At 66.9% G+C, this 2,449-nt stretch carries 2 protein-coding genes; both read right to left on the minus strand.

Translation table 11 applies throughout. The annotated features are described in order from the left end of the window. Positions 1–71: 71 nt before the first annotated feature. Positions 72–1,733, minus strand: a complete 1,662-nt coding sequence (gene hutU / locus JOZ79_RS09515; protein WP_294073543.1) for a urocanate hydratase — start codon at positions 1,731–1,733, stop codon at positions 72–74. Between the two features lie 10 nt (positions 1,734–1,743). Further along, the gene (locus JOZ79_RS09520; RefSeq protein ID WP_294073544.1) at positions 1,744–2,352 is read right to left on the minus strand and encodes a Pr6Pr family membrane protein; all 609 of its coding nucleotides are present in this window, start codon (positions 2,350–2,352) and stop codon (positions 1,744–1,746) included. Positions 2,353–2,449 lie beyond the last annotated feature (97 nt).

Consider the following 2,449-nt stretch of genomic DNA (forward strand, 5'->3'; position numbering starts at 1 on the left):
ATCGAGACTGGCCTCGGCTCCGCTCCACAGCTGACGAAGCGCCGCCAGATCGATGTTCATCGGGTCGAGCTTCATGCTCCCACCATTGGCAAGTCGAGTCCCTGCTCCCGTGCGCAGTCGATCGCGATGTCGTAGCCCGCATCGGCGTGGCGCATGACGCCCGTGCCGGGGTCGTTCCAGAGAACACGTTCGAGGCGACGCGCGGCATCGGCGGTCCCGTCGGCGACGATCACCATGCCCGCGTGCTGCGAATAGCCCATGCCGACGCCGCCGCCGTGGTGGAGCGAGACCCAGGTCGCGCCTGACGCAGTGTTGAGCAACGCGTTCAACAGCGGCCAGTCGCTGACGACGTCGCTGCCGTCCTTCATGCTTTCCGTCTCGCGGTTGGGCGAGGCGACGCTGCCGCTGTCGAGGTGATCGCGGCCGATGACGATGGGCGCGGAGACTTCGCCGTTCCTGACCATTTCGTTGAAGGCGAGGCCGAGGCGGTGGCGCTGGCCAAGGCCGACCCAGCAGATGCGCGCGGGAAGCCCCTGGAAGGCGATTCGCTCGCGCGCCATGTCGAGCCAGCGATGCAGGTGCGGATCGTCGGGGATCAGCTCCTTCACGCGTTGGTCGGTGCGGTAGATGTCTTCCGGATCGCCGCTCAGGGCGACCCAACGGAAGGGCCCGATGCCGCGGCAAAACAGCGGCCGGACGTAGGCCGGGACGAAGCCCGGGAAATCGAAGGCGTGGGTGACGCCGGTGTCCTTGGCTTCCTGGCGGATGTTGTTGCCGTAGTCGAAGACGGGGATTCCCATGTCCTTGAACGACAGCATCGCCTCGACATGGCGGGCGATGGAGATTCGGGCGGCCTCGGCGACGGCGGCGGGATCGCGTTCCCGCATGTCCTGCCACTTGGCGACGGTCCAGCCGGCAGGGCAATAGCCGTTGGCGGGATCGTGGGCGCTGGTCTGGTCGGTCAGCGCGTCCGGCCGGATGCCGCGCGCCAGCATTTCCGGCACCATCTCGGCCGCATTGCCGAGCAGGCCGACACTGGTCGGCTCGGTCGCGGTCCGAATGATCTCGAGCGCCTCGTCGATGCCGGTCGCCCGGCGGTCGACGTAGCGGGTCTCGAGCCGCTTTTGGATGCGGCTGTCCTGCACTTCGATTGCGATACAGTGGGCGCCGGCCATCACCGCCGCGAGCGGCTGCGCGCCGCCCATGCCGCCAAGGCCGGCGGTCAGGATCCACTTGCCCTTGAGGTCGCCGCCATAATGCTGGCGGCCCATCTCGACGAAAGTCTCGTAGGTCCCTTGGACGATGCCCTGGCTGCCGATGTAGATCCAGCTGCCGGCGGTCATCTGGCCGTACATCATGAGGCCGGCGCGATCGAGGCGGTTGAACGTCTCCCAGGTCGCCCACTTCGGCACGATGTTGGAATTGGCGATGAGGACGCGCGGCGCGTCCGTGTGGGTGCGGAACACGCCGACCGGCTTGCCGGACTGGACTAGCAACGTCTGGTCGTCCCCCAGCCGCTCCAGCGTCTCGACGATCTTGTCGAAGCATTCCCAGTTGCGCGCGGCACGGCCGATGCCGCCATAGACGACGAGGCTCTGCGGGTCTTCCGCGACCTCGTCGTCGAGATTGTTCATGAGCATGCGGACGGCGGCTTCGGTGGCCCAGCTTCTGGCCACGATGTCGGGGCCATGGCGGGCGCGGATGTGGCGGCTGTTATCGCGTCGGTCGGTCATCTCAGGCCGTCTAGCGCCTTGCGCCGCGCGACCCAAGCGGGCGCCAGCTGTCGATCCACACGAGCGCCACGCCGGCAATGATGAAGCCGAGGGCGATGCCGCCGACGTTCAGCGCCGTCTGCAGCCAGCCGAGCTTGCCGACGTCCATGAACGGATAGGGGTAGATGTGCTCGTAATGTGCCCGAAGGAGCGCATAGATGAAATAAGCGACCGGATAGGCCGCCCAGGCAATCGGCGCATTGAAGCGCAGCCTGGCGCGCGGCGCGAACAGCAGCCACCAGAGGGTCATTAGCACCGGCGAGACCTTGTGCAGCAGCGTATCCGCGAGGAGCGCCCCGCCACTGAGATGCAGGAGGCCGCGGAGCAGCAGCATATAGACGACGCCGACGAGGATGATCGCGAGCGTCAGGCCGCCGAGCAGGATCGGCGAAGCGCGGCCGCCAATGGCGACCCAGGTCATGGTCAATGCGACCAGCAGGTTTGTGATGATCGTGAAGAACCGCAGCAGGATCCACAGTGTCGCGAGGACGTCATGCTGATTAGCGAAGGTCGCCGCGAACTGGATCGCGAGGCCGGCCCAGCAGACGATTGCGACGATGGCCGCGCCCGCTCTAGGCATCGTGCCCGGCGAAGATGCGCCGCTCCGGCCCGGGCAGGCCGATCCAATAGGCAAGCTCCGACAGGGCCTCGATCGGCCAAACGCAAAGGTCGGCTTC

Source organism: Sphingomonas sp. (assembly GCF_019242355.1).
GTDB lineage: Bacteria > Pseudomonadota > Alphaproteobacteria > Sphingomonadales > Sphingomonadaceae > Sphingomicrobium.

Coding starts and splice junctions, on each gene's coding strand:
- hutU (WP_294073543.1), bottom strand. CDS start 1,733: ATGACCGACCGACGCGATAACAGCCGCCACATCCGCGCCCGCCATGGC.
- JOZ79_RS09520 (WP_294073544.1), bottom strand. CDS start 2,352: ATGCCTAGAGCGGGCGCGGCCATCGTCGCAATCGTCTGCTGGGCCGGC.